Raw genomic sequence first — 4,632 nt, forward strand, 5'->3', positions numbered from 1 at the left:
GGCATCGCCGTCGTCATTGTGCTGTGCAGCTGCACCGGGCTGCTGGCCCTGACGGTGGGGCTGCAGCAGGCGGAGCGGCTGGCGGGCCCGATCGGGACGGCCATCACCGGCGAGCAGACCATCACCGCCCGCCTGGTGGCCACTGGGGACGCTGCCGAAGTGAAGGCGCCGCGGCAGTTTGGGAGCGGCCCGCGTTTCCACCTGACCGCCACCATCGTCGAGGCCACGGCCGGCCGCGTGCGGTTCGAGGCCGACACGCCGGTGCTGGTCCTCGGTGGGCCGGAGTGGTCCCACGTGCGGTTCGGCGAGCGGCTGCGGACCTCAGGCAAGCTCGTCCGGGCAGACCCGGGCCAGGCCGTCGACGCCCTGCTGATCGCATCCACTGCCCCGTCGGAGCGCTCGGCGCCACCCCTGGACGCGTGGGTCTCGGGCCTGCGCGTCCAGTTCGTGGCGGCGCTGGCCGGATTGCCGCCCGACGCCCGGGGGCTCCTTCCCGGGATGGTGCTGGGGGACAAGGAACACCAGGGTACGGACCTCGAGGAGGCCATGCGGCGTACCGGGCTGACGCACCTTCTCACCGTCAGCGGCGCCAATGTTTCCTACGTGTTGGCCTTCATCTACCTCCTCGGATCGGCAATCAGGCTGCCCCGGTGGGCGAAGGCGGCTGCCGGCCTTGTTGGTCTCGCCGGATTCGTGCTGCTGGTCCGGCCGGAGCCCAGTGTGCTGCGGGCGGCGGTGATGGGCTCGCTGGGAGTAATTGCGGTACTGAGCGGGCGGCGCAGGGCAGCGCTGCCCTTCCTGGCCGTTGCGGTGCTGGTGTTGCTGATCGTGGATCCGTGGTTGGCCGCCAGTTACAGCTTCGTGCTCTCGGTGTTGGCCACCCTCTCCCTCGTGCTGCTGGGGACCGCGTGTTCCCGCCGGCTGCAGCGCTTCCTGCCGGTCCCGCTGGCACACGCGGTCGCCATGCCGCTGGCCGCGCAGGTCTTCTGTGCCCCGGTCATTGTCCAGCTCCAGCCCGAACTGGCCTTGTATGCTGTCCCCGCCAATGTGGCTGCGGGACCGCTGATTCCTTTCATCACGGTTGCCGGAATGATAGGGACGGGGCTGCTGCCGCTGTTTCCCGGACCGGGCGCGGCCATGCTGCATGCCGCGGGCTGGATGACCTTGTGGATCGCAGGCGTCGCGCGATGGTTCTCCGAATTGCCCATGGCCGCGCTGCCGTGGGCGGGTGGCCCGCTCGGTGCAGCCGGAGCGGCAGGTGCCGGTTTGGCGCTCCTGTGGGGATTGCGGGCCGCGGACAGGCGGCGGGATTCGCAGGAGAAGCATCTTGGGTCCGACGACGAGGGCGGGTCGGAGTTGCAGGGGCGCGGCGTCGCTTCCGGCATGCGCGCTGCGTTGTTCAAGCTGGTCTGCTGGACGGCCCTCCCAGGGCTCGCGGCAGGGGCGCTGGCGGGTGCACTGCTGCGGCCGGCACCGGCGGGGGAGTGGGACGTGGCGGCCTGCGACGTCGGACAGGGTGATGGGTTGGTCGTGCGGACAGGCGAGGGCAGCGCGATCGTGGTGGATACCGGACCCGACCCGGAGGCGATGGACCGGTGCCTTGACGGACTCGGCGTGAAGCGGCTCGACCTGCTGGTGCTGACTCACATGCACCTGGACCACTACGGCGGACTCGCGGGAGCCGTGGCGGGACGGCAAACAGCGCGGGTTCTGTACTCGAGCGCCGAGGCAGCGCCACCGGCTTCCGTGCTGGCCTCGCTTGAAGAGCGGCGGCTTCAGGCAGAGCGTGCCTTCGCGGGCCTTTCCGGCTCGTCCGGAGCAGTTGCCTGGGCGGTGCACTGGCCGGTGGAGGGCAGCGCCGGCCTGTCCGAAAACGACGCGAGCCTCGTCATCGACATCACCCTGCCCTCTCCTGCCGGCGGATCGACGCGGATGCTGCTGACCGGTGATTTGGAGGAGGAGCAACTGCCGGCCCTGATGCGCCGGTTGGGCCCGGACTTCCCCGTCGACGTGCTCAAGGTCAGCCATCACGGCGCACGGAACGGGGGAACGGCGCTCATCACGGCCCTGCGGCCCGCGGCGGCCCTGATCTCCGTGGGCGCCGGCAACCAGTACGGCCATCCGGCGGATGAAATCCTGGCGGCGCTTCAGGCGGCCGGCACGCACGTCCTCAGGACCGACGAGCTGGGAACGGTCTTCGTGGACGTCGGTGACCGGGAATTGTCCGTCCGCGCCAACCGCTAGCCGGGCAGCGGAGACCCGAGCCGACGCGTATGGGTGACCTGAGCCCGCGAGGTAGCGGAGACCGAGCGAGGCGGCAGCGGGGACTGCTTTGGGCAAAAGGCCCGGATCGTGAAACTCTGGACCTGAACAAGGAGGAACCTGCCGTGAACCCGCCACCCGGATCCCGCTCTTCGGCTGCCAAGAAGAGCGCCGTCACCGTCTCCTGGCGTGACGTCGAGCCGGCCGCCGTCGTGCTCGTCAGCGGTCCGGAAGAGTACCTGGCCCACCGGGCCAAGGAACGCGTCCGGGGCCTCCTGCGTGGCCGGCACCCGGACCTCGAGCTGGTCCAGCTCGATGCCTCCGCCTACACCACCGGCGAGCTCACCATGCTGGCCAGCCCCAGCCTCTTCGGAGAAGCGAAACTAATCGAGGCGTCGTCGTTGGCGCAGATGAACGACGAGTTCCTCACGGACCTGCTGGCGTATGTGGCGGCACCGGCCGAGGACGTCTGGCTCGTCCTGCACCACGGAGGCGGGACCCGCGGAAAGAAACTGCTGGACGCCGTCAAAGCTTCGGGCGCCCCCGTGGTCGACTGCCAGGCCATGAAAAAGGACTCCGAAAAACTGGACTTCGTCAGGCAGGAGTTCAAGTCGGCCCGCCGGGCCATCGAACCCGCCGCGGCTCAGGCCCTGGTGGCCGCCGTCGGCTCGTCGCTCCCGGACCTGGCTGCCGCCTGCTCCCAATTGATCTCCGACGCCGACAGTGCGGTCACCGAAGAAACGGTCGAGAAGTACTACGGCGGGCGGGTCGAAGCCACCGGCTTCAAGGTCGCGGATGCGGCCGTTTCCGGCCGCGGCGCGGCGGCCCTGTCATCCCTCCGGCACGCACTGGCCACCGGGGTGGATCCCGTGCCGATCGTCGCCGTGCTGGCCCTGAAGCTGCGCCAGATTGCCAAGGTCAAAAGCGCATCGGCCAACGCACGCGACCTGGGCATGGCGCCGTGGCAGTTCGACCAGGCCCGCCGGGACGCGCGGCTGTGGGAATCAGATGCTTTGGCCCGCTGCATCCAGGTTTTGGCCGAGACCGACGCCCAGGTCAAAGGCGAGGGCCGCGACCCGGAATATGCCGTGGAGCGGGCCGTCACCTTGATCGCCACCAGCGCGCGCCGCTGAACCTCAGGCGCCGCTGGCGTTTCCGCCGTGTCCCCGGACCCGGCTGCCCATGTAGCCGCCGAGGAAACCTCCGGCGATCGCAACGGCAGAGCCTGCCCGCGCCAAGCCGATCCCCAGCCCCTGACGTCCCCTCCGGCGGGCCAGCCACGAGCCGGCGAATACCAGGGTGGCTGCCGTGGCTGCCGCTGAATGCAAAACGCCGATGCGCCGCGTGGCCGGGTCCGCGGTGGTCCACTCGGCCAGGCCGGCCACTGCGGTGGGTAGGGCGGCCAGCACACCCAGACCGACCAGACGGCGGGCAGCCCGGCGTTCTCCTCCATCGTCGTCAAACAAGTCGAGGAACACGGCCATGAACCAGGCACCGAACGGCGCGTCGGTCAGGACCGCGTGCGGAGGGATGGCTGTGTCCACCCCACTGAAGAACCGCCTGAAGGCCGGCTTCCCGACCAAGGGAGCGCCCAGCCCGCCCAGCACCCTGACCGCCCCGTCCAGGGCGGGTGAACGCCCCATCCGGTCGACTAAACGCAAGTAAGCATTCGCGCCGTTCATTTCGCCCGCCCCATCCCGCCCAAGCTACCGGCCCGCGCCGCCCCCAGCGCCCCGCGGGAGAAAACCCGCCCAACGGGACACAACCAAAGGTACCCTCCGGGCAGGCCGCCGTCTGCAGCCGGATGCACAAAAGCCGGAGGCCGCCTCCCCAGACGGGTGGCGGCCTCCGGCCTTGGCTTGGGTCGGCCTCTCGGCCGGAACGCGCTGCTTAGAGCGCGTTGACCTTCTTTGCCAGCGAAGACTTGTGGTTCGCGGCGTTGTTCTTGTGGATGACACCCTTGCTGACGGCCTTGTCGAGCTTCCGGCTCGCGGCGACCAGGGCGGTGGCGGCGGCGTCCTGGTCGGCAGACTGGACGGCACCGGTCACGGCGCGGATGGCGGTCTTCAGCTCGGACCGAACCGAGATGTTGCGCTGGCGTGCCTTCTCGTTGGTGAGGATGCGCTTCTTCTGGGACTTGATATTGGCCACGAAATAACTCTCTTTGTTGAGGAACTTGGTCTTTTGAGGGCAGTCGGTCCGGTCATTGACTGAGCGGCGTGGGGTACCGTAATGGCAACCGGCCCGAGGTGCCCGTCGACCTGCGCGGACACACAGCTATAAATGTTAGCAGATCCGTGCTCAGGGCGGCGGATCTGAGCGCGACCGACACGCCGCGCCCCGGCGGCGGGCCTGCGGGCGGCCGACACG

The 4,632-nt window shown here is 69.6% G+C and carries 4 protein-coding genes; 2 read left to right on the forward strand and 2 right to left on the reverse strand.

The annotated features are described in order from the left end of the window. Together AC5RUJ_RS11445 and holA are read left to right on the forward strand one after the other, a co-directional pair. A partial coding sequence (locus tag AC5RUJ_RS11445) for a ComEC/Rec2 family competence protein (protein WP_494155889.1) occupies nt 1-2,244 on the forward strand: 2,244 nt, incomplete at its 5' end. A gap of 143 nt (nt 2,245-2,387) precedes the next feature. Continuing rightward, nucleotides 2,388-3,395 carry a DNA polymerase III subunit delta gene (gene holA, locus AC5RUJ_RS11450; protein WP_494075018.1) on the forward strand — a complete coding sequence of 336 codons (1,008 nt, stop codon included), beginning with the start codon at nt 2,388-2,390 and terminating at the stop codon, nt 3,393-3,395. Between the two features lie 3 nt (nt 3,396-3,398). On the opposite strand, the gene AC5RUJ_RS11455 is transcribed toward holA, so the two are convergent. Together AC5RUJ_RS11455 and rpsT are read right to left on the reverse strand one after the other, a co-directional pair. Beyond that, on the reverse strand, nt 3,399-3,905 hold the full coding sequence (locus AC5RUJ_RS11455) for a DUF2231 domain-containing protein (RefSeq protein ID WP_494075019.1): 507 nt from the start codon (nt 3,903-3,905) through the stop codon (nt 3,399-3,401). 247 nt (nt 3,906-4,152) lie between these two features. Next, nucleotides 4,153-4,413, reverse strand: coding sequence for a 30S ribosomal protein S20 (rpsT, locus tag AC5RUJ_RS11460; RefSeq protein WP_493978395.1), 261 nt, complete (start codon nt 4,411-4,413; stop codon nt 4,153-4,155). Between the last annotated feature and the right edge of the window lie 219 nt (nt 4,414-4,632).

This window comes from Arthrobacter sp. Y3223164, from assembly GCF_059091005.1.

Bases quoted from the DNA above. Each gene is read 5' to 3' on its own strand.
- AC5RUJ_RS11455 (WP_494075019.1), bottom strand. From the start codon at position 3,905: ATGGGGCGTTCACCCGCCCTGGACGGGGCGGTCAGGGTGCTGGGCGGG.